Raw genomic sequence first — 21,880 nt, 5'->3', positions numbered from 1 at the left:
AGGCGCCAGAGTACCCCTGCTTTGATTCTCGGCCAGGACACTGGGCTATTGGTTTGAGACGGGGAAAAATCGTATACGTTCTTATCCTGTGAAAAAAAAAAAAAAAAACTCGACGAAACGGATTGGATCCGTTTTGCCGAGGGCAGTGGCTAATGATTAATTTTTACCTTGATTGTTTGAAAAGGAATGGTTGTTGCCGCCGTGATTGTTTCCGCCTCGACGATTGCCGTTTCGGTTACGGCTTCCACCGCCTCTGGAATTCGTGGACTTATTGCCATTCCGATCGCCAAAGCGTTTCTTTCCGCCATTTTGCGGTCCGGTTTTGCCTTGGATAATTGTCGGCCGTGATTTGCGTTGCCGCGGTTTTTGCGGTTTCATCCCCACAACTTCAAAGTCAACGGCATGTTCATCCAGATTAACGTTGAGCACGCGGACCTCGATTTCATCGCCGATCCGGAACAGGTGACCGGTTCGTTCGCCGACGAGCGCCATATTTTCTTCACTGTAATGATAGTAGTCGTCGGTCAGATAGCTGATGTGGACCAAACCTTCAATTGTATTCGACAACTCAACAAACAAGCCGAAGTTGGTGACCCCGCTGACCACACCGGAGAAGGTTTCGCCGACTTTGTCCTGCATAAACTCAGCCTTCTTCAGATCATCGGTATCACGCTCTGCTTCAACCGCTCGTTGCTCACATTCCGAGGTATGCTTTGCGATTTCAGGCATTTTTGATTTCCAGAATTCTTGCGTTTTCTGATCCGTTTTCTTCTCAAACAGATATTTGCGCAGGAGCCGGTGTACAGTCAAATCCGGGTAGCGGCGAATCGGTGAGGTGAAGTGTGTGTAGTACTCCGTGGAAAGACCGAAGTGTCCCAAACACTTGTCATCATATTTCGCTTTGGCCATCGAACGCAGCATCACCGTACTGATCACTGCTTCCTCCGGTTGGCCCTTCGCTTTTTCAAGCAAGGATTGCAAGGTCCGCGGATGAACATTGTCCGGTGAACCATGGAGGACATAACCGAAGTTGACAACGAAGTCAAAGAATTTCTCCAGTTTTTCCGAGTTTGGTTCTTCATGGACACGATAGATAAACGGCAGGCGCAATTTATCTACATGTTCGGCAACCGTTTCATTGGCTGCCAGCATGAAGGATTCGATCAAACGCTCGGCGACTGTCCGCTCACGGATGACAACATCAACCGGCTTGCCTTGTTCATCGACAATGATTTTCGCTTCGGTAAAATCAAAATCGATCGCGCCGCGTTCTTGACGGTGCTTCTCTAAAATGCCCGCCAGTTCAGCCATCAGATCAAAGAACGGGATCATCGCTTTGTAACGTTCCAGCACTTCATCATCTTCACGCTTCAAGATCTTCCGCACATTATTGTAGGTCATCCGTTCGGTTGAACGAATCACGCTCGGGAAGATTTCGTGGCCAACCACAACCCCTTGAGGATTGATCTCCATCTCGCAGCTAATCGTCAGTCGGTCAACATGCGGATTCAAGCTGCAAATACCATTGGACAAACGATGCGGAATCATTGGGATCACGCGATCGACAAGATAGACACTGGTGCCGCGTTCATAGGCTTCTTCATCCAATGCCGATCCTTCGGTTACATAATAGCTGACATCCGCGATATGTACACCTAATTTGTAGTTGCCGTTGTCAAGCCGTGAAACGGTAACCGCATCATCCAAATCCTTCGAATCCTCACCATCAATGGTGACAATCGTTTCTCCGCGCAGATCCCGGCGACCTTCGTAATCTTTCTCCGAGAGTTCGCCCGGGATTGCCTCGGCTTCAGCTAACACTTCCGGAGGGTATTCAAGCGGCAGATCATGTTTATAAATGATCGATAAAATATCGATGCCCGGATCATTCTTATGTCCGAGAATTTGCGTGATCATCCCTTCCGCATTCTTGCGTCCTTCCGGATACTTCGTGATTTCAGCGACCACTTTATGCCCTTCCATTGCCCCATGTTCCGCATTTTCCGGAATAAAAATATCTCCGTTAATCCGGTTATCATCAGGAATGACAAAACCGAAGTGGCGGCCTGCATTGAATGTACCGACAACTTTGGTGACCGCACGCTCAAGAATACGGATGACGGTTCCCTCAGGACGTTCCCCTGTTGTTTTGTGGGTCACGCGGATAACCACGGTATCGCCGTTCATAGCTCCTGCAAGGTCGTTCGGACTGACAAACACGTCATCGAGTTTGTCATCTTCAGGGATAATAAAAGCAAATCCCTTTGCATGCGCTTGAACGCGGCCTTTCATCAAGTTCATTTTTTCAGGGAGACCATAACGATCCGCACGGGTACGGATCACCAGTCCCTGTTCTTCCAAGTCGTTCATTGTTTTGACAAAGTCTGTGAACGTTTGCGGTTCGCTTGCGCCAAAGGCTTCCTCAAGTTCTTTTAATGTCATCGGCCGGTAAGTTTCTTCTCGCATATAATTCAGGATTTTCTGAATGCGTTCTTCCGCCATGTCGTTAACCTCCCTATTCTTAGGAAACAGACCAATCCAGGCTTTCAAGAAACGCATCGATATCCTGGTGCAATCGCTCTTTCTCTGTTCCTAACGTAATCACATGTGTTGAATTTTCGTACCATTTTAACTGTTTATTCTTTGATTGAATGGTGTCATAAATAAAGTTCGCACTGCGTGGATCAATCATTTCATCATTACGCGCTTGAACGATCATTGCCGGAATCTTTATCTGATGACATTGCGCAGCTACTTCGTCAACTAATGCACCTAAACGCGTCAGCACATCAGGGATTTCCCGTTTAAAACGGTTCAACTCCGCCGTGAGCACCGCTTCGCTTTTTCCTTGATACCGCTTATACGTACGCGCGTAAGCAGCGGCTCCGGCAATCAACCGTTCCGATTCAGCCGGATACGCCGGCGCACACATTGGAATAATTCCCTTCACTGGAAAAGTGTATCCACATTTGAGTGAAAATACCCCACCAAGTGACAGTCCGCACACCGCAATTTCGGTATATCCGTTTTTCTTAAGCAGCTCCATCGCCTGCTCCACGTCATGCCACCAAGCATTTGGCCCTGATTTAAGAAGTTCTTCAGGCGGTCCGCCATGTCCCGCATAAATCGGAGCAAAGCAGGTGTAGCCGCGTTTATTCAAATAATGCCCCAGCCGTCGAACATCAACAGAATTGCCGGTGAATCCATGCAGAAGCAGCACGGCGCGCGATCCGGATTCAAGAAAAAATGGTTTCGGGCGCTTTAATTGCACCATCCCTCATCCCCCATTCAAAAAGCCGTTCTTTTGCCGGTCGCTTTTAGCAGGAATAGGTATCTTCTTCCAAACTATATTATACGCTATATCCTTAGCTAGGTCTAAAAGAATCGAGCAGAATCATCAAAACCGGTGCAAACAGGCACCATTGCATCAAAATGCTGTGATGCGACTCGAGAGCGCTTCCGCACAAGATAAATCAAAAACCGGAGTTTTCGCTCCGGTTTCACATCCAAGCATCATCACAAATAGTAACCGAGTACAAAAGCGCATGCAAAGAAAACAATGGCAAAAAAGATCGTCAGCCGTTTGAGCCCAACCTCAATTCCCCTTGCTTTTTGCTTGCTGAATAACTGTTCGGCACCACCGGTAATCGCTTCAGACAGCCCATCGCCCTGACTGCGCTGTACCAAAACGAGTGCAATTAAAAGGATACCTGAAATAATCATTAAAGTTAGCAAAAGTGTATGCATCGATCTATACCCCTCATCTTCAACTCAACGTTCACGCAACAATTAATTTTACTTTACCATACACGTCCATGAAGAGCAACCAAACACCGACTGTTTTCAGCTTAATTCCACTTGATCTTCAGTTTTGCGGCTCCTTGTTCCTTTGCATCGATCGATGATCAAAGCAACGGCAACACAAATTTCATTGAGAAGCAGCAGCGGAACCGACATGAGAATGTCCGAAACAAAGTCTGGCGCTGACCACGATTAAGACAAAATATGCAATGCGGCGCATTTTTCGCATCCGTGCCTGTGTAAGAATGCCGATATTAGTCAAATTTGTCAAAAGTACGCAAATTCGTCACATTTCTTGTTTGGTACGCAAAAAAATAACGGAAAAGAAGGATCTTCTTTTCCGCCGATTACTTAATCGATTACGAGTGAATTTCTTGTTTCTTCCGTTTTCCAAGTTCACTGTGCCTAAAACCAAACGTAAAATAGATAACCAATCCAATGACAAACCAAATAATGAAGCGAATCCATGTCTGTCCGGTTAAATTGATCATCAGATAGCCACAAGCCAGTACAGACAGGAACGGGATTACATAAACAAACGGAACCTTAAAATTACGCTTAATGTCCGGTCGCTTGATACGAAGAACAACCACACCGATCGAGACACAAATGAATGCAAATAGCGTTCCGATATTGACGAGCTGAGCTAATTCACCAAGTGGAATGAGCGCAGAGAAGATGGTTGCCATGCCCCATGTCAGTAAAATACTGAACACCGGCGTTTTCTTCCCCTTTGTCAGACGCGAGATCGATTTCGGCAGCAGGCCGTCACGGCTGATGGCAAAGAACAGGCGTGTTTGTCCGTACATCATGACAAACAGCACGGTTGTGATCCCCAAGATCGCACCAAGCGAGACAAAACCAGCAACCCAATCTTGATGCACAAAACGGAGTGCAAAAGCAACCGGGTCGCCTACATTCAGCTTTGTATAAGGGACCATACCGGTTAAGACAAGCGAAACCGCCACATACAGGACCATACAGACAGCCAATGAGGAGAGAAGCCCAATCGGCATGTCGCGCTGCGGGTTGCGCACTTCTTCAGACGCAGAGGAAACCGCATCAAAACCAATATAGGAAAGGAACGCCGTTGCAGCGCCCTGAACCACCCCATCGAAACCAAACGGCATGAACGGCGTCCAGTTGGTCGGTTGCACATAAAAAGCGCCGACAACGATGAACAGAATAACAACGCCGATTTTAATCAGTACCATAATATTATTAATCCGACTTGACTCTTTGACGCCGCTGAGCAAGATCAACGAGAGCGCAAACACAATCACCGTTGCCATTAAGTCAAAATAAGTACCGGTGCTCGGATTAAATGCAGAACTTATCTCGGTCGGCAAATGCAGCCCGAAGCCGCGAATCAATTCCTGAAAGTAAGCCGACCATCCGCTTGCGACTACGGAACAGGCAAGTCCGTATTCAAGGATCAAGTCCCAGCCAAGGATCCAAGCGAACAGTTCCCCAAATACGGTGTACCCGTATGTGTAGGCGCTCCCTGACGCAGGAATCATCGATGCAAATTCCGCATAGCATAAAGCGGCAAACGCACAGGCAACCCCCGATAAAAGAAATGACAGGACAATTGCCGGCCCTGAATGTTCCGCTGCAACAACCCCGGTCAAGACAAAAATTCCGGTACCGATAACGGCACCGACACCAAGCATCGTTAAGTCAAAAGCGCCTAACGCTTTTTGCAGCCCTTTATTGCCTTTTGCCTGATGAACCGTATAGTCCACCGATTTCTTTCTAAATAACGTTGCATACAATGCAGCGAGTCTGCTTAAAAACTCCATACAAAAAACTCCTTCTGTACATCCTTAATAATCAACGTCATGGGAAGTTATTATCTCTGTTTTCAGACTATTTATTTTCTATCTCTCTTTCGTTCCCACTCGTTGTAAAAACCATTTTACATGGTACCTGGTCCTATGTAAAGGTTCTAATTTCAATCCTCACAAAATGTTAAGAAATGTTTGGTTAGTTCTACTGAAAACCCTTTGACCTATAAAGAATCCCTCGCCTTATTCGTCTTCATGCATCATTACTTCCGCAGGATTTTCATAAGCGGAGATTTTTCGGTTATAGGCAGAGTAGGGCTCATTTCAGGGTTACATAAGGGGAAATTTTCCGATTATACACGGCAGAATCCCCCATTTTCACGTTTTTCAAGTTGATAAGCGGAATTTCTCCGTCTATTTAAGCTATTTTTTATGTTATTTTCTAATTAAGGGGAATTTTTCCGTCTATTTACTCTCTTAGGATGCGGTCACTTCCGCGTTGTGCACGAACGACACTCCAGCTGCTCGCTTGCCGCGGGCGCACCGCGAGCCTCCTTAGGCATGCAAGAATCTGCGGGGTCTCGCTGGCACGCATCAACAAGGCACAATCCCGCAGGCGTCTCGCGCTTTCGTGTCTTCTGCATTTGGCACAGGAGTACTTTCCGCAGGATGCGGTCACTTCCGCGTTGTGCACAGGAATGGCACCGCCTTTAGCGAAAGTTCCTTTCCATGCTTATCGGTGGTACTACAAGGCAGAATCATATCCTTTAGAATTTTTATCATTGTCTCTTATAGTGTACACAAAAAACCCTCGCTGACGCGTTCAGCGAGGGTTTTAAATAAAGCTGAATTATTTAATGTTGTAGAACGATGCATCGCCAAGGTATTCAGCAGAACCAGCAAGATCATCTTCAATTCTGATCAGTTGGTTGTACTTAGCGATACGGTCGGTTCTTGCAAGAGAACCGGTCTTGATTTCGCCGGCGTTCGTTGCAACAACGATGTCGGCAATTGATGTATCTTCCGTTTCACCGGAACGGTGAGAAACAACTGCTGTGTATCCGGCTTTTTGGGCCATTTGGATTGCGTTCAGTGTTTCAGTCAACGTACCGATTTGGTTAACTTTGATAAGGATCGAGTTGGCAACGCCAAGGTCAATACCTTTCTTCAGGTAATCGGTGTTCGTTACGAACAGGTCGTCGCCGACGAGTTGCACTTTGTCACCAATAGCCTTGGTCAGTTTTTGCCAGCCTTCCCAGTCGTTTTCGTCAAGGCCGTCTTCGATCGAGATGATCGGGTACTTGTCAACCAGATTGGTGTAGTATTCGATCATTTCGTCAGTTGTTCTTACAACGCCTTCACCCTTGAAGTTGTACTTGCCGTCTTCATACAATTCGGAAGAAGCCGGGTCAATTGCCAGTTTAACGTCTTCGCCTGGTTTGTAACCTGCTTTTTCGATTGCTTCAAGAATCGTGTCAAGAACTTCTTCGTTGTTCTTCAGGTTCGGAGCAAAACCGCCTTCGTCGCCGACAGCAGTTAGGTGACCCTTAGCTGCAAGAACAGCTTTGAGTGCGTGGTATACTTCTGCGCCGATACGAACAGCTTCCTTGATGGAATCTGCACCTACAGGCATGATCATGAATTCTTGGAAGTCTACGCTGTTATCTGCGTGCTTGCCGCCGTTCAGAATGTTCATCATCGGTGTTGGCAGAACTTTAGCATTCACACCGCCGAGGTAACGGTAAAGCGGAACACCCAGTTCGTCTGCAGCAGCGTCTGCAGCTGCCAAAGAAACACCAAGAATTGCGTTGGCACCTAATTTGCCTTTGTTTTCCGTTCCGTCGAGATCGATCATGGTTTGGTCAAGCGCTACTTGATCTTGAACTTCCAGGCCAATTACTTCAGGAGCGATGAGTTCGTTAACGTTCTTTACAGCTTTCAGAACACCTTTGCCGCCGAAGCGTGCTTTGTCGCCGTCGCGTAATTCAACAGCTTCGTGTTCACCAGTTGACGCACCACTAGGTACTAATGCGCGGCCTTTGCCGCCGTCTTCAGTGTAAACCTCAACTTCAACAGTTGGGTTACCGCGAGAGTCAAGGACTTCGCGACCATAAACTTCAACGATTTGAGACATTCATGATCTCTCCTTATCATCATATAAATTGATCCGAAAGGGTGTGAATCGAGCGCTATGTCCGGACAATAACGAACGGTCCGCACCGTTTCAATCTTATTCTTTGCAGAAATTACCCTTTTACTGCTTCGAGCAGAGCAAGGAACGATTCAGGTTGAAGGCTTGCGCCGCCGACCAGTGCACCGTCGATATCCGATTGAGCGAGCAGATCGCCAATCGTCGCCGGTTTTACACTGCCGCCATATTGAATGCGTACTTTAGCAGCGACTGTTTCGTCATACAGATCAGCAACTGTTTTGCGGATATACGCGCAAACTTCATTTGCATCATCTGAAGAAGCAGATTTGCCGGTGCCGATTGCCCAAATTGGTTCATAAGCAACAACAACGTCTGCAGCTTGGTCACTTGGGACTCCTGCAAATGCTTTAGTTACTTGGTTTTTAACAACAGATTGCCATTTGCCGCCTTCGCGTTCATCGAGCGTTTCACCAACGCAGACGATCGGAATCAGGTGATGGGCAAATGATGCGAGCACCTTTTTATTTACGGTTTCATCCGTTTCAGCAAACATCGCTCTGCGTTCAGAGTGGCCGATGATTGCGTATTGAACGCCTAGATCTTCGAGCATAACCGGGCTGACTTCTCCGGTGAAAGCACCGGAGTTTTCAAAATGAACGTTTTCAGCACTGATCTTCAGGTCCGAACCCTTTGCGTCTGCAACGAGACGGTCAAGAGCAAGGAAAGGAGCAGCAACAACGGAATCAACGAGATCAGCAGAAGGGACTTTGTCCTTAACTGCTTCAACAAATTCGTGTGCTTCCTTAACTGTTTTGTTCATTTTCCAGTTTCCGGCAATAATCGGTTTACGTGACATAATAAGACACCTTCCCTTTCTTGCGGTTCATTCATAGGTCTTGCAGATTATTCAGCGTCATCAAGAGCAGCAACGCCTGGAAGTACTTTGCCTTCCATCAGTTCAAGCGAAGCACCGCCGCCGGTTGAAATATGCGTCATTTTGTCTGCAAGGTGGAACTTTTCAACAGCAGCTGCGGAATCGCCGCCGCCGATGATGGTCGTTGCGTCGGTTGCGTCGGCCAGTGCTTTTGCAACAGCTTCCGTACCTTTAGCATAAGGTTCCATTTCGAAGATACCCATTGGTCCGTTCCAAACAACGAGCTTGGACTTTTTGATTGCATCTGCATACAGAGCAACCGTCTTCGGTCCGATGTCAACGCCGAGCCAGCCTTCAGGCATTTTGTCGATGTCGACAACGTCTTTGTTAGCTGTTTCGGAGAATTCATCAGCGATGACCGTATCAATAGGTGTCAAGAAATTAACGCCTTTTTCTTTAGCCAAAGCCAAGAACTTCTTAGCGAGATCAAGCTTGTCTTTGTCGAGCAAAGATTTGCCGATTTCATATCCTTGAGCTTTAACGAACGTGTAAGAAAGTCCGCCGCCGACGATCAATGTGTCGACTTTGTCAAGCAGATTTTCGATAACGCCGATCTTGTCGGTAACTTTCGCACCGCCGATGATGGCTGTGAACGGGTGTTTCGGATTTTCAAGAGAAGCACCGAGAATTTTCAATTCCTTTTCGAGCAGGAAGCCTGCAACGGAAGGAAGATATTCAGCAATGCCTGCGGTTGACGCATGCGCACGGTGTGCCGATCCGAATGCATCGTTGACGTAAACGTCAGCAAGTGCCGCAAATGCTTTTGCGAGTTCAGGATCGTTCTTCTTTTCGCCTTTTTCAAAACGAACGTTTTCAAGAAGAAGTACGTCGCCGTCGTTCAGTTTTGCAACAGCTGCATCAACTTCAGGTCCGACAACCTGATCTGTTTTCGCAACCGGTTTGCCGAGCAGTTCGCTCAAGCGTTTTGCAACAGGATCCATTTTGAAGGAATCCTTGTCTTCAGCCGTAGGACGACCAAGGTGGGAAGCCAAAATGACTTTTGCACCGTTTTCGATCAAGTAGTTGATGGTAGGGAGTGCTGCACGAATACGTGTATCATCCGTTACCGTCGTGCCGCTCAGCGGAACATTAAAGTCGACGCGGCAAAAAACTTTCTTGTCTTTAACATCAATGTCCTTAATGGTTTTCTTTGCCATGCCCAGACCTTCTTTCCTTTATTTCATCGGCAGCGAGACAAGGCTGCAGTCCAAATCTCCGCCGACAAGAACAGTATTCGTAAAAAAAGCGGAAACAACTAGGGTTTCCGCTATTCAAGTTCTATTCAAAAAGTTAGGCAATGCTTATTTTGAAAGTTTAGCGAAGTATTCAAGCGTACGAACAAGCTGTGAAGTATAAGACATTTCGTTGTCATACCATGCAACAACCTGAACGAGTTGTTTGCCGTCAACATCAAGAATTTTCGTTTGTGTTGCGTCAAACAGAGAGCCGTAAGTAATACCGATAACATCAGAAGATACGATCGGATCTTCGTTGTAGCCAAGTGTTTCGTTAGCGGCTGCTTTAACAGCTTCGTTGATTTCTTCAACAGAAGTATTCTTTGCAAGCGTTGCATAGAGCAGCGTTACAGAACCAGATTTAACTGGAACACGTTGTGCAGATCCGTCGAATTTGCCTTTCAGTTCAGGAATAACAAGTGCAACGGCTGCTGCAGCGCCTGAAGAAGCTGGAACGATGTTTTCAGCAGCGGCACGTGCACGACGAAGATCTCCGCCTCTGTGCGGGCCGTCAAGAGTCATTTGGTCACCAGTGTAAGCGTGAACGGTTGTCATCAAGCCTTTTTCGATGCCGAATTTGTCATTCAATACTTTTGCTACAGGAGCCAAAGAGTTGGTTGTGCAAGAAGCACCGGAAATAACCGTTTCTGAACCGTCGAGCGTATCATTGTTTACGTTGTATACGACCGTCTTCAAGTCGCCTTTTGCAGGAGCAGAGATAACGACTTTCTTAGCGCCACCCTTGATGTGTGCTTCAGCTTTGTCTTTCGAAGTGAAGAAGCCTGTGCATTCAAGAACGATGTCAACGCCGAGTTCGCCCCATGGCAGTTCAGCTGGGTCGCGTTGTGAAAGAACTTTTACCTTTTTGCCGTTAACTACGAAGAAGCCTTCTTCTACTTTAACTTCGCCGTTGAAACGACCTTGCGTTGTATCATATTTCAGCAGGTTTGCAAGCATTGCCGGATCTGTTAAGTCGTTAACTGCAACTACTTCCAATTCTGGAACGTCTTGAATTCTTCTGAAAGCCAGACGACCGATGCGTCCGAAACCGTTAATACCAACTTTAACTGTCATGTCAATAATGACCTCCTAAATGGTTTGTAAATTTTGTAAAATCTCTTGCGCAGCGCCTTCATCCGTGATGAGCACGGAATCCGGGCCTTTCTTGAAGTAAGCCTGAATAGCCTCAGCCTTAGACTTGCCCCCGGCCACGGCAATCACCGATTGCGCACCGAAAAGGTCTTCCCATTGGAGCCCAATGGTTTGTACCTTATGGATCACGCGGCCTGTCTGATCAAAGAAATAGCCAAAAGCCTCGGCCACAGCGTGTTCCGTGTCAACTCTTTTGAGAATCTCTTCACCGGAATGTCGGCGGATCGCCATCGTTTTTGCATCACCAATGCCATGCACGATAATGGTCGCACGATGAATCAGCTGCATGACCCGATGAATACTGGGCTCTTCCATCAAGCTGTGATAGGACTCGTCACTGAGCTGATCGGGAACGTGGAGCAGATGATAGCGCCCTTCGGCTTTTTCCGCCATTTTAGCGCAGATCGTGTTCGCTTGATTTTCGACCTTTTCGCCAAGACCGCCTCTTGCTGACACAAACAGAAGATCTTGATGCGCTTTTCTGAGCGGGCGCATCATCTCCGCAACAGCCGCGAGCGTGGAGCCCCCGGTCACGGCGATTACATTCACCGCACCCAGTGCGCGTTCAATTTCCTTGACGCAGGCCAGCCCCATCTCATTCTTGACTGTCGCGTACTGATCACTGTCGCCAGAGACAATGACAACTTTAGAAACGCCGAGAACTTCTTCCAATTGCTTTTCCATATTCCTCAGTCCTGATATGTTCTTCATCACGGTTCCCAAATCTTTAACAATGGCTTCTCCGTTTTCCGTCAGATGCATGCCGCTTGACGCCATATGGATCAGCCCTTGTTGACTCAGAAATGTGACTTCCCCGCGCAAAACGCGTTCCGTCATGCCCAAATGGGCCGATAAACTCCGCCTGCCGATCGGTTGCAGAAAATGCAATGATTGAAGAATACGGTAGCGACTGGACATAATGTCTAAGACATCGGGGATCAGCCTTTTCTGAAGGTCAAGCAAATGTTCCACAGCGTCCCCCTCGATCGACCGATACAGGTCTCAAAATGTCCCACACAGTCATTTTATGTCCCATCTGCTCCAAGTAACATGATAACAACTTTTGCCTACGTTTACAAGCATAATCCTGTAAATGTTTTGTATAGACTTTCCATTGACGCATAATTGTCACATTAACCAAAAAAGTTGATATCATGCGTTTTTTTCAGCGCTAAAAAGTCTGTAAATTATGAAAAATAACACATTTACATTCGTTGTCTGCCGTTCCCTTTACATAGCTCAGTGCCTAATCGCCCACTTAAATTATACCCCGTTTCGACAAAAGAAAACAAAAAAAAGAGCTGTAAGCAATTACAGCAATCTGTTCTTGGGACCCTTTCTGTCCCTCATATAAAAATTAAGCGCGCGCGACCGCGCGGCGCTCGATTGTTGAGCCAATGCCGCACAGCTGTCGATACTTAGCTACGGCCCTTCGAGAACACGTGATGCCTGACTGGTCAAGAATTCCAGCGATGATTTGATCCGACAACGGTCTTCTCGGATCTTCCTGATTAATCAACTTTTTGATTTCATCTTGAATTTGATAAGCAGACAGCTTTGTTTGATTTTTTCCGACTGCTCGAATGAAGAACTGCCTCATTGGCACCATACCATAATTGGTTTGAACGTACTTTCCCGCCGCCGCGCGACTGATCGTCGATTCGTGAACAGCCAACTGTTCCGCCGCTTGTTTCATGGTGAACGGCCGCAGCGACGTGCGTTCACCAGTATTGAAATAGGCTTCCTGACGCTGCATCACCAGTTCGGCGAGCTGCATCATGGTTTGTTTTCTTCTAGATAATCCCGAGATCAGTGCGTCCGCTTCGTCCATCTTTTCCCGCAGGTAGCGTTTCGTTTCTTTATCTGATGCCTGCAAGTACATTTGATAATCATCGTTATTGATCGAAACGGTCGGCAAATACTGATCTTCGAGTTCACAAACGAGCCGATCACCTTTTTGCACGATCGTTACATCAGGAATGATATACTGCGGCGGATCCTCTTGAATTGAGGCAACTGGGTTTGGATTCAGTTTACGAATTTGCGCAACCGCTGCGTCAATCTCCGCCTCTGCTACACCCATCTGCTCGGCAAGTTCGGACCAGTCGCCGCTTAAAAAACAGTCTCTGTAATCGGTCAAAAGCGTTTCTGCGAGCGGGCTGCGCGATTCAAGACGTCGGAGCTGCAAACACAGACATTCGATGAGTGAGCGGGCGCCGACACCGGCGGGATCCAACGACTGAAGCAGGTCCAAGGCTTGCTGCGGATCAACGTCACTGTTTGCAAACTGGCCAAGAATCGCATCAGGCGCTTCATCAAGATAGCCGTTGTCGCTTAGCGAGTCGATCAACAGATCGGTTGCTTCGATACAGGAAGGTTCCAGACGCATCTGATGGAGCTCGCGGTGTAATCGCTCGCGAAAGTCAATCGATTGCGCTGTTGTCTCTGCAATGACATCAGAAGTACTTTTCGTCATGCTGCTTCCCTTGAAAGAAAATAGATCATCACGATGGAAATCCGAATCTGCGACGTTCAAAAGCGGATTTTCCAGTGCCTTTTCACGAATTAAATGCGCAAGTTCCTCATTATTGCACTGCAGAACGGCCACGGATTGATATAGGGCCGGCGTCATCTTTAACTTTAACGCTTGCCTTTGAACAAGTGCTAATCCCATCCCGCTCACCCCCTTTATTAATAGTATAGCAACGAATCGATAAAATGACTACGCTTACACAGTCATTTTTTGTCGTTTTTCGCGAGAACTTTTTGAACAATGATCGATTGAACGCTAGCAGTGGTTCAACTTACTGCTGCGTTCTCTCAGGCAGGACCTCTCTATAAAAATGATTGGAGCCTTTGATTGGCCGCATTTTTGCGCTATATTTTAAGGCAGTTATGACACGAGGGTGCCTCACCGTCATCGACTTTTGAGACACCCTCGAACTATTTTCTGTTCTCATCATTGAAAAGTACTGGTTTTGCGAAACAGCTTAAAAATACTTCTTCTTCCAGAAAAACAGAGCAGTAATCCCGGCTAACCCGATCGCAAGTGTGATCGGAATCCAAAAACCATGCAGCGCATGCTCCCAGGGAATCCCGGAAACATTCATTCCCCAGAAACTCGCAACCATCGTTGGAATTGAAAGTACAATGGTCACAGTGGTCAGGAATTTCATGACTACGTTCACATTGTTTGAAATCACGGAAGCATACGCATCCATCATACCGCTCAAGATATTGCTGTGCACTTCCGACATTTCAATCGCCTGCTTGATTTCGATGATCACATCCTCAAGCAGATCCTGATCGTCCTCATACATACGCAGGAAGCGCTGTTTGGTCATTTTTTCCATCACAATACTGTTCGATTTCAGCGAAGTTGTAAAATAGACAAGTGTTTTTTCCAGACTAAGCAGGTCAAAGAGTTCTTTATTTCGCATTGATTCATGCAGTTCGCGCTCGATCAGCGACGTTCTGCGATCAATCGTTTTTAAATATTTGAGATAATAGCGGGCGATCACATAGAGAATTTGCAATGTGAAGCGCGTTTTTTTATAGGTAAAAAAATTACGAATCCGATTATTCACGAAGTCGTCGATAATCGGATTGCTCTGCAAACAGACGGTTACGAAATAATAGGGGGTAACAATAATACCGAGTGGAATCGTATCATACGGCGCAGAATCCGATTCGTCCTGTATAAGCACCGGGAAATCGACGATGATCAGAATGGAATCATCCTCTTTTTCAATACGGGAACGTTCGTCATCATCCAAAGAGTCACGAATGAAATCGGAAGAAATTCCGGTCCCCTCCACCACTTTTTGTATTTCAAATTCAGACGGGCGTGTCAGATTGATCCAGCAGCCCTTGGTCAGCTCATCTTTTTTAATGAGCCGATCTTGTTCATCGGTTAAGTAAATATCAATCATGGTGCACCTCCTCTTAATTCAGAGGAAGCCTACACAGTTATCCGTTCGCCGGGAATGCTGATTGCCCGGGGAGCATTTGATGCTATATAAACTTCCTCCTGCCAATGACCGGGATCAGGCTTTGGACTCGAACCATCAGAACTCATCGAACAATCACTTCCTTCGGCAAGACAATAAAATTTGCTGCACGAGTTCCGCGCAGCGGTATACCGCCACGTTCTATAATACATGCTGCGCTTGAAGAACACAAACGAATAATCACTGTCCACGAGAAAAACAGGTCGCTGATCATTTAGTAATAAAGTCGGTTCTGTCGCTACATCAAACAGGGACCGCCTAGCTGTCGTCCATGCCGGGCGCACGCAAAAAAAGCTTCTTGTACGAGGTACAAGAAGCTTATCCGTGATGAAGCTAACTTTCAATCAGCAATGCGGTGCAGGGAAGCATGGTTTGCCGCACTGTACATTGTAGTGTTTCTCATCACAGGTTTCCGACATTGTGTGCGGATAGAAGTGCTGATGTTCAAAGACATAGTGCGTTTTTCGAACGGTATGCAGACGGTGAATATGGCGAACAATAACCGGTTTGAAAATGTGCTGAACATTGACCGTCATCGGATCATAAACCGTTCCGCCCGAGGTAGGCGGGCAATTCAGTGTATTTTCAATTGTTTTTCCCGGTGCGGCACCTGCTTTCGCCCCTGCCATCGGATAAGCGCCTTTTCCTTTCCCTTTTCCTACCGGCTTAAATCCAGGTTTAAAACTCGGTTTGAAATCCGGCTTAAAATCCGGTTTTGGTGCAGCCGCCGAATTGCTGATGTTGCCCATATTCCCTACATTTCCCATGTTTCCGGCGGGACCAAGATTGCCCATGTTCGGCAGGTTTTGATTTGAATAAGGTGTAACTTCCATAGTTGTTTTTCCTCCTCATCATCGAAGTACACTTATAGCCTATGAACCGAAGTAGCCTGTTGCCCTAATGAGAATACCTAATTTTAGACTTTTCACCTAAATTTGGGCAGTAAGCCCGCAGTCGGATTGTGCTGATGCAAATTCTAAGTGTTCGTGTGACCTATTTGAATCGATAAAGAACGAAGTCTTCAATGGCGTGATTCGTGATTATTCGATCGTGAAAGGATAAACGAAAAATAATGCTTGCAAAAATTAACCAAATCGCTTAGAATAGACAAATGTCAGTGAATGAATGATATGCGCTCGTAGCTCAGTGGATAGAGCAATGGTTTCCGGTACCATGTGTCGGGGGTTCGACTCCCTTCGAGCGCATTGCGACAAAAGATCAGCCAAATGGCTGGTCTTTTTTTACAGGTAAAGAAAGTAGGCACACCCGGGATCAAGAGGATCCGCACTTATCGGTTGGTGGATCGGGTCAATCCGGTGCGCTCGCGGTCGCACCCTGTTGATGCGAGACCCCGCAGCGATGATTCGGCACCGAAAAGACACGGGCCCCTCACACGTGGTTGGAGATTAGACCGGGCGTATTTTGCCCGATCTTTTTTATTTATCCAGCAGGACGAGAAAGCTCGCCTATCTAATATTAATGAGTGAATGCTTCTCCTTAGTCATGCATTTCTAAAAACAAGCTCAAATTGCCGTTCATTAAATTTGACCTATGTTGACCTTTAGAGTATTATTGATGGTGGTAAAGGGAAAAATAACTTTCTCAATGGAAAAAGGGGGTTCGTTCAATGCCTTTAATACCTACAGTCATTGAGCAGACAAATCGCGGCGAACGCGCGTATGACATCTACTCACGGTTATTGAAAGACCGCATCATCATGCTCGGCTCAGCGATTGACGATAATGTTGCCAACGCTGTTGTTGCACAGCTGCTTTTCTTGGCGGCCGAGGATTCAGAAAAAGACATTTCGATTTACATTAATAGTCCCGGAGGTTCCATCACCGCGGGAATGGCCATCTTTGATACGATGCAATACATCAAGCCGAAGGTATCGACCATCTGTATCGGAATGGCTGCTTCAATGGGCAGCTTCCTCTTAACAGCCGGAGAAATCGGCAAGCGCTATGCTCTGCCGAACAGTGAAATTATGATTCACCAGCCGCTGGGCGGCATGCAGGGACAGGCGGCGGATATGGAAATTCACGCAAAACGGATTATCAGTATTCGCGAAAAGCTGAACCATATCTACGCAGAACGTACCGGTCAGCCTTATGATGTGATTGCTCGCGACACCGACCGCGACAACTTCATGTCTGCTGAAGACGCAAAGAAATACGGGTTAATTGACGAAATACTGACCACAGCAAAATAAGCAGCAAGAAGAAAAAGATCGGGGCACATGCTCCGATCTTTTTTGCGTTCTCATTTAATCATCGTTTTTCCTTCTTCAACAAGTGCTGCAAGGGTCTTCAGTGCTTCCTCTGCATCGCTGCCTTCCGCTTTCAGAAGCAGCTGTTCGCCGCAGGCCGGAGCCATGCTCATCACGCCCATGATGCTTTTCATGTTGGCAACATGACCGTTTCGCTCAATCATCAGCTGTGATTGATACGCGCTAGCCTGTTGAACAAATCGTGCCGCAGGACGCGCCTGAAGGCCTTCTTCAAGCCCGATCGTCACTCTCTTTGTCAGCAATCGCGGATTGCCTCCCTTCATGAAAATGACGGCGCTTAAACGTTTTGACCTTGTCGGATCCGATTGGCAATCGCGTCAATTTTGCGAAAGCGGTGATTAATCCCGGATTTGCTGATTGGTTCGCCGTTCACCATTTCTCCGAGTTCTTTTAATGTAATGTCTGGATTTTTCAAGCGGATCTCGGCAATCTCACGCAATTTATCCGGCAATTCATCCAAACCGATGCTTCTCTCGATGAGACGAATGTTTTCCATTTGTCGCATCGCAGCAGTTACGGTTTTATTGAGGTTGGCGGTCTCACAATTGACCAGCCGGTTCACTGAGTTGCGCATATCTTTGACAATACGGATATCTTCGAAATAAAACAAGGCCTTGTTTGCGCCGATAATGCTCAGAAAATCGGTGATTTTTTCGCCCTCTTTCATGTAGATGATGTATCCGTTCTTTCTCGGTAATATTTTGACATTAAGATTGAACGTATTCATCAGTTTAGCCAAAGAATACGTATATTCTTCATAATTTGAAAAGATTTCAAGGTGATAGGAAGATTCCGGATGATTCAGCGATCCGCCGGCCAGAAAGGAGCCGCGCAGATACGCACGCTTGCAGCACGTCTTTTCAACGAGGTCAAGCGCAATTTCACGCGTGAACTGTCCAGTGTCATCAATGATTTTCAGATTTTCAAGAAAGGAACGCGCCGACTCTTTCAGCCGAACAATATAAACATTATTCTTTTTCAGCCGCATCTTTCTGCGCACAAGAATTTCAACTTTATAATGATACACCTGCTTGATTAAGCGAAAAATGCGGCGAGAAATAGCCGCATTCTCCGTTGCGATATCGAGTTCAATTCGCTTATTACGGATCGAGATAAATCCGTTCATGCGCGTCAGTGCCGCAAGTTCGGCACGGGCGCAGCAGTCATCCACCTCAAGCATGGTTAATTCTTTTTTGGTTTCAGCGGCAAATGACATGCCCATACCTCCAAATCTTACACTTTTTTCTCCATGGTTAAAGACATGAGCATGCGTCCAACCATTGCCTCGTCATGACGGACGACACCGCCGACTGTTTTAATCAGCGGTGCATGAATGATGTTGATCCCGAGATCATTTAATTCTCTCCAGTCAATTTGTACCGGTTCCGAATCCTCAGCTGCATAGCGCTTCAACAAATCAACTTTAATCGGCCGGCTGTTGACGATGATTGTATCGATGGACAGCGACGGCACATGACGATGAATGGCCTTAATATGCTGCGACGCGGTAAAATGGTCGGTTTCTCCTTTTTGCGTCATCACGTTGCACACATAAACCTTGCGTGCCTTTGAACGTACAATTTCCTCAGCCAAATCCGGAACAAGCAGATTGGGGATCACGCTCGTAAATAAGCTGCCCGGACCGAACGTAATCATTTCCGCTTCACGAATGGCGCGAATACTTTCCGGAAGCGGATGAATATCCGCCGGTTTAATAAATACATGTTCAATTTTCTTGTTTGCTTCGGTAATTTGTGATTCACCTTCAACAATGCTTCCGTCACTCATCAATGCGCCAAGAGCTATCATCTGATCGGCTGCAGGCAGCACTTGACCGTGCACATTGAGAATACGGCTCAACTCGCGCACACCTTTTACAAAGTCTCCAGTAATCGACGTCAGTGCAGCAATCAAGAGATTGCCTAAGGAATGGCCGTTAAGTCCACTGCCGGTTTTGAAACGATGCTGAAGGAGCTGCTGAAACATGGGTTCAACATCCGACAAGGAAACAAGGACATTGCGAATATCGCCGGGAGGGGGGATCTGCAGTTCGTTTCTCAGTTTCCCGCTACTGCCTCCGTCATCCGCAACAGTCACGATCGCAGTGATATCCACCGGATACTTTTTCAATCCGCGAAGTACAGCCGGAAGACCGGTACCGCCGCCGATCGCAACAATTTTTTTTCGCTCTGTCATTCGAATTATGATCCTCTCTCCATATCCCGGTGCGACACATTGGTCGGGAAGTCTCCGGAAAGTTTTTTGGCAATCCATTCGGTCAGTGCAACCGACCGGTGTTTGCCGCCCGTACAGCCGATCGCAATCACCAGCTGTCCCTTGCCTTCGCGCTTGTACTGCGGAATCATGAATTGAAGCAGATCCATAAGTTTCGTCAGGAACTGCTTCGTCTCCGACCATTTCAGTACATACTCAGAGATATCGGCATCCAGCCCTGTTCGTTCACGCATATGCTTCACATAATAGGGATTTGGAAGAAAACGGACATCAAAAACAAGATCGGCATCAATCGGCAGTCCGTATTTAAATCCGAATGAGAGCAGATTGACACGAAACGTCTCGGTTTCTTTAGCAAATTCCTGAACGATGGTATCGCGAAGTTCCCGCGGCTTCATATCTGTTGTATCTATATAGTATTGCGCAAGGCCTTTGACTTCTTCCAACTTTTTGCGCTCAGCACGAATCCCTTCAATAGGCCGACTCTTCGGCGAGAGCGGGTGCGAGCGCCGCGTCTCTTTGTAGCGATGCACCAGTACCTCATCTTTCGCGTCGAGAAAAAGAATCTTTGGTTTGATTTTATCCGACTTGCTAAATGAATCAAGCGATTCGAACAGTGAGTCGAAAAAAGTGCCGCCGCGCAGATCCATAACAAGAGCCAGCTTATTCAATTTCTCAGAATCCGAATCTTCGATGAGATCAATAAATTTAGGAAGCAAGGTTGGCGGCAGATTATCGATGCAGAAGTAACCCAAGTCCTCAAAAATGCGGGTAGCAATTGTTTTTCCCGCACCCGACATACCCGTTATAATGACTACTTGAATATCCTTCATGTTGCATCCATCCCCACCGATCAATTTTTCATGAACCATGCGAGCGTTTCGCGCCGTATTCACTACTCCTTATTATACTCGAAATAGAAAGATTCAGGTAGCAGTGTGGTGGGACAAATTACCGGCATACGATTATGCTCATGAAATAGACGCCTACAAAACCAATAGATGCTTAAAAATGATTCATGATACAAAAAAATACGGCACCGCCTTGCTGCGCGAGCCGTAACATCAATTGATATATATAAAAAGGGGGGTCAATCTCATATCCCTATCATAAACTTCTTTCATTGCATAAAGATTACACGAGAATTAAACAAGGATAAAATCAACGCACAAACTTCACTTTTGCATCATGACTAAAGGCATAGACTACATGCTTATTTTACTGTGGATGCATCCTTAAGTTTTTCAACATACTTCTGAGCGTTTTCCGCAGCAATGCTTCCATCGCCGGTTGCCGTAACGATTTGACGCAATTCTTTTTGGCGCACATCGCCGGCAGCAAAAATGCCTGGAATGCTTGTTTCCATCTTTTCATTCGTCACGATATAGCCTTGGTCATCCACGATACCCAAGTCCTTCACCGCATGAGTCAACGGATTCATACCAACATAGATAAATACACCGTCAACCGAAAAGTCGCTCTCTTCACTTGTTTTCTTATTTTGCAGCGTCAGACTGGATACTTTTCCACCTGTACCGTTGATTTTCGTACAGATCGTATCCCACAAAAAGTCAACTTTCTCATTATTGAACGCGCGGTCTTGAAGAATCTTCTGCGCACGTAACTGATCACGTCGGTGAATAACCGTCACGCTGGATGCAAATCGGGTCAAGTAGGTTCCCTCTTCAACTGCTGAATCGCCGCCACCGATGACCGCCAGCTTCTTGCCCTTAAAGAACGCCCCATCGCAAACCGCGCAATACGAGACGCCGCGTCCGGCTAGTTCCGTTTCACCAGGAACGCCGAGTTTGCGGTATTCGGCTCCCGTCGTCACGATGACCGTACGCGCCAAATACTGCTTGCTGCCGCAGTCAATCGTTTTGTAATCGTCCCCGTTAATAATCTTCTTAATGTCTCCATACGCATATTCAGCGCCGAATTTCTTTGCATGTTCAAACATTTTATTTGATAGATCCGGTCCGAGTATAGATTCGAAGCCCGGGTAATTTTCAACTGCTTCCGTATTTGCCATCTGGCCGCCCGGAATTCCCCGTTCAATCATTAACACCGACATATTTGCTCTTGCCGCATAGACAGCTGCAGTCATCCCGGCAGGACCTGCCCCCGCAATCACTACATCATAAATTTTCTGTTCTTCTGTCAATGTCACACATTCCTTCCTTAACAAGATTATGAGTATCATTTACCAATGCGCCAAAAATATTGAGAATTTAGGATCGGCTCAGCGAACCGCCACTCTTTTTTTACTTAAAAAATGAATTTT

Annotated in this window: 18 protein-coding genes and 1 tRNA gene; 2 read left to right on the top strand and 17 right to left on the bottom strand. The window is 46.6% G+C overall.

The genetic code is table 11. The annotated features are described in order from the left end of the window. Positions 1–156: 156 nt before the first annotated feature. From rnr to SIN01_RS06125, 12 genes are all read right to left on the bottom strand, one after another. Positions 157–2,502 carry a ribonuclease R gene (gene rnr / locus SIN01_RS06180; protein WP_047035522.1) on the bottom strand — a complete coding sequence of 782 codons (2,346 nt, stop codon included), beginning with the start codon at positions 2,500–2,502 and terminating at the stop codon, positions 157–159. A gap of 19 nt (positions 2,503–2,521) precedes the next feature. Continuing rightward, on the bottom strand, positions 2,522–3,274 hold the full coding sequence (locus SIN01_RS06175; RefSeq protein WP_010027384.1) for an alpha/beta hydrolase: 753 nt from the start codon (positions 3,272–3,274) through the stop codon (positions 2,522–2,524). 242 nt (positions 3,275–3,516) lie between these two features. After that, positions 3,517–3,747, bottom strand: coding sequence for a preprotein translocase subunit SecG (gene secG, locus SIN01_RS06170; RefSeq protein ID WP_010027383.1), 231 nt, complete (start codon positions 3,745–3,747; stop codon positions 3,517–3,519). Positions 3,748–4,160: 413 nt separating this feature from the next. Then, positions 4,161–5,603 (bottom strand): branched-chain amino acid transporter BcaP, encoded by a 1,443-nt coding sequence (gene bcaP / locus SIN01_RS06165; RefSeq protein ID WP_047035520.1) that lies wholly within the window; start codon positions 5,601–5,603, stop codon positions 4,161–4,163. 835 nt (positions 5,604–6,438) lie between these two features. Beyond that, positions 6,439–7,722: a phosphopyruvate hydratase gene (gene eno, locus SIN01_RS06160; protein ID WP_010024334.1), complete on the bottom strand. Its 1,284-nt coding sequence runs from the start codon at positions 7,720–7,722 to the stop codon at positions 6,439–6,441. 112 nt (positions 7,723–7,834) lie between these two features. Continuing rightward, on the bottom strand, positions 7,835–8,596 hold the full coding sequence (gene tpiA, locus SIN01_RS06155) for a triose-phosphate isomerase (protein ID WP_010024333.1): 762 nt from the start codon (positions 8,594–8,596) through the stop codon (positions 7,835–7,837). Positions 8,597–8,643: 47 nt separating this feature from the next. Then, positions 8,644–9,831, bottom strand: a complete 1,188-nt coding sequence (locus tag SIN01_RS06150) for a phosphoglycerate kinase (protein WP_010024332.1) — start codon at positions 9,829–9,831, stop codon at positions 8,644–8,646. A gap of 144 nt (positions 9,832–9,975) precedes the next feature. Further along, on the bottom strand, positions 9,976–10,983 hold the full coding sequence (gene gap, locus SIN01_RS06145; RefSeq protein WP_010024330.1) for a type I glyceraldehyde-3-phosphate dehydrogenase: 1,008 nt from the start codon (positions 10,981–10,983) through the stop codon (positions 9,976–9,978). Positions 10,984–10,998: 15 nt separating this feature from the next. Further along, positions 10,999–12,033: a sugar-binding transcriptional regulator gene (locus tag SIN01_RS06140; RefSeq protein ID WP_010024329.1), complete on the bottom strand. Its 1,035-nt coding sequence runs from the start codon at positions 12,031–12,033 to the stop codon at positions 10,999–11,001. 385 nt (positions 12,034–12,418) lie between these two features. Next, a complete protein-coding gene (rpoN, locus tag SIN01_RS06135; protein ID WP_047035518.1) occupies positions 12,419–13,735 on the bottom strand; it encodes an RNA polymerase factor sigma-54 in 1,317 nt (438 codons plus the stop codon). A 316-nt stretch (positions 13,736–14,051) separates the two neighbouring features. Then, positions 14,052–14,993: a magnesium transporter CorA family protein gene (locus tag SIN01_RS06130; RefSeq protein WP_010026372.1), complete on the bottom strand. Its 942-nt coding sequence runs from the start codon at positions 14,991–14,993 to the stop codon at positions 14,052–14,054. A 422-nt stretch (positions 14,994–15,415) separates the two neighbouring features. Continuing rightward, positions 15,416–15,904, bottom strand: a complete 489-nt coding sequence (locus tag SIN01_RS06125; protein ID WP_010026370.1) for a CotD family spore coat protein — start codon at positions 15,902–15,904, stop codon at positions 15,416–15,418. Between the two features lie 299 nt (positions 15,905–16,203). Between SIN01_RS06125 and SIN01_RS06120 the strand changes: the two genes are divergently transcribed. After that, positions 16,204–16,276, top strand: a tRNA-Arg gene (locus tag SIN01_RS06120). Between the two features lie 422 nt (positions 16,277–16,698). Further along, complete coding sequence (gene clpP / locus SIN01_RS06115) at positions 16,699–17,283, top strand: ATP-dependent Clp endopeptidase proteolytic subunit ClpP (RefSeq protein WP_010024813.1); 585 nt, start codon at positions 16,699–16,701, stop codon at positions 17,281–17,283. A gap of 50 nt (positions 17,284–17,333) precedes the next feature. On the opposite strand, the gene SIN01_RS06110 is transcribed toward clpP, so the two are convergent. The 5 genes from SIN01_RS06110 to trxB form a co-directional block, all read right to left on the bottom strand. Further along, complete coding sequence (locus SIN01_RS06110) at positions 17,334–17,603, bottom strand: HPr family phosphocarrier protein (RefSeq protein WP_010024812.1); 270 nt, start codon at positions 17,601–17,603, stop codon at positions 17,334–17,336. Positions 17,604–17,638: 35 nt separating this feature from the next. Continuing rightward, the gene (whiA, locus tag SIN01_RS06105) at positions 17,639–18,577 is read right to left on the bottom strand and encodes a DNA-binding protein WhiA (protein WP_010024811.1); all 939 of its coding nucleotides are present in this window, start codon (positions 18,575–18,577) and stop codon (positions 17,639–17,641) included. 17 nt (positions 18,578–18,594) lie between these two features. Further along, on the bottom strand, positions 18,595–19,557 hold the full coding sequence (mgfK, locus tag SIN01_RS06100) for a gluconeogenesis morphogenetic factor MgfK (protein ID WP_010024810.1): 963 nt from the start codon (positions 19,555–19,557) through the stop codon (positions 18,595–18,597). A 5-nt stretch (positions 19,558–19,562) separates the two neighbouring features. Then, complete coding sequence (gene rapZ / locus SIN01_RS06095; RefSeq protein WP_039745416.1) at positions 19,563–20,429, bottom strand: RNase adapter RapZ; 867 nt, start codon at positions 20,427–20,429, stop codon at positions 19,563–19,565. Positions 20,430–20,809: 380 nt separating this feature from the next. Then, complete coding sequence (trxB, locus tag SIN01_RS06090) at positions 20,810–21,799, bottom strand: thioredoxin-disulfide reductase (protein WP_174842580.1); 990 nt, start codon at positions 21,797–21,799, stop codon at positions 20,810–20,812. Positions 21,800–21,880: the final 81 nt, after the last annotated feature.

Origin of the sequence: Sporolactobacillus inulinus, from assembly GCF_006539285.1 — a bacterium.
In the GTDB taxonomy this organism is placed as follows: domain Bacteria; phylum Bacillota; class Bacilli; order Bacillales; family Sporolactobacillaceae; genus Sporolactobacillus; species Sporolactobacillus inulinus.
Note: the sequence above shows the minus strand (reverse complement) of the source record. Positions and strands in the feature narration are given on the sequence as shown.

What these genes read in the sequence shown, in the direction of transcription:
- gap (WP_010024330.1), bottom strand. Translation starts at nt 10,983, where the DNA reads ATGACAGTTAAAGTTGGTATTAACGGTTTCGGACGCATCGGTCGTCTG.
- rapZ (WP_039745416.1), bottom strand. Translation starts at nt 20,429, where the DNA reads ATGAAGGATATTCAAGTAGTCATTATAACGGGTATGTCGGGTGCGGGA.
- mgfK (WP_010024810.1), bottom strand. Translation starts at nt 19,557, where the DNA reads ATGACAGAGCGAAAAAAAATTGTTGCGATCGGCGGCGGTACCGGTCTT.
- rnr (WP_047035522.1), bottom strand. Translation starts at nt 2,502, where the DNA reads ATGGCGGAAGAACGCATTCAGAAAATCCTGAATTATATGCGAGAAGAA.
- eno (WP_010024334.1), bottom strand. Translation starts at nt 7,722, where the DNA reads ATGTCTCAAATCGTTGAAGTTTATGGTCGCGAAGTCCTTGACTCTCGC.
- secG (WP_010027383.1), bottom strand. Translation starts at nt 3,747, where the DNA reads ATGCATACACTTTTGCTAACTTTAATGATTATTTCAGGTATCCTTTTA.
- bcaP (WP_047035520.1), bottom strand. Translation starts at nt 5,603, where the DNA reads ATGGAGTTTTTAAGCAGACTCGCTGCATTGTATGCAACGTTATTTAGA.
- trxB (WP_174842580.1), bottom strand. Translation starts at nt 21,799, where the DNA reads ATGATACTCATAATCTTGTTAAGGAAGGAATGTGTGACATTGACAGAA.
- SIN01_RS06150 (WP_010024332.1), bottom strand. Translation starts at nt 9,831, where the DNA reads ATGGCAAAGAAAACCATTAAGGACATTGATGTTAAAGACAAGAAAGTT.
- tpiA (WP_010024333.1), bottom strand. Translation starts at nt 8,596, where the DNA reads ATGTCACGTAAACCGATTATTGCCGGAAACTGGAAAATGAACAAAACA.
- SIN01_RS06175 (WP_010027384.1), bottom strand. Translation starts at nt 3,274, where the DNA reads ATGGTGCAATTAAAGCGCCCGAAACCATTTTTTCTTGAATCCGGATCG.
- rpoN (WP_047035518.1), bottom strand. Translation starts at nt 13,735, where the DNA reads ATGGGATTAGCACTTGTTCAAAGGCAAGCGTTAAAGTTAAAGATGACG.
- clpP (WP_010024813.1), top strand. Translation starts at nt 16,699, where the DNA reads ATGCCTTTAATACCTACAGTCATTGAGCAGACAAATCGCGGCGAACGC.
- whiA (WP_010024811.1), bottom strand. Translation starts at nt 18,577, where the DNA reads ATGTCATTTGCCGCTGAAACCAAAAAAGAATTAACCATGCTTGAGGTG.
- SIN01_RS06125 (WP_010026370.1), bottom strand. Translation starts at nt 15,904, where the DNA reads ATGGAAGTTACACCTTATTCAAATCAAAACCTGCCGAACATGGGCAAT.
- SIN01_RS06130 (WP_010026372.1), bottom strand. Translation starts at nt 14,993, where the DNA reads ATGATTGATATTTACTTAACCGATGAACAAGATCGGCTCATTAAAAAA.